1 protein-coding gene is annotated in these 218 nt (G+C 58.7%); it reads right to left on the bottom strand.

The features are described from left to right. On the bottom strand, positions 1–218 hold a 218-nt coding region (locus E1297_RS48625), incomplete at both ends, for a hypothetical protein (protein WP_196223049.1).

Below are 218 nucleotides of genomic sequence, written 5' to 3'. Positions count from 1 at the left end.
TTTCGGACGAGCCAACGATGATGTCGTCACCGGATGTTCCCCGGAGAATATCACGCCCGTAGGACCAGGCATCAACTTCAATCGCTGACAAGACCGTCCCGTCGGCAAACTCGGCATACCCGCTCTTGCCGTTCTTGGCCCAGCTCATGCGCAGGACATCGCCGCCATTCCCGCCGATACCGTTCGGATCAAGCTCAAGGGTCAGATCGGACAGAACC

This window comes from Roseibium sp. RKSG952 (genome assembly GCF_009711355.1).
Note: the sequence above shows the minus strand (reverse complement) of the source record. Positions and strands in the feature narration are given on the sequence as shown.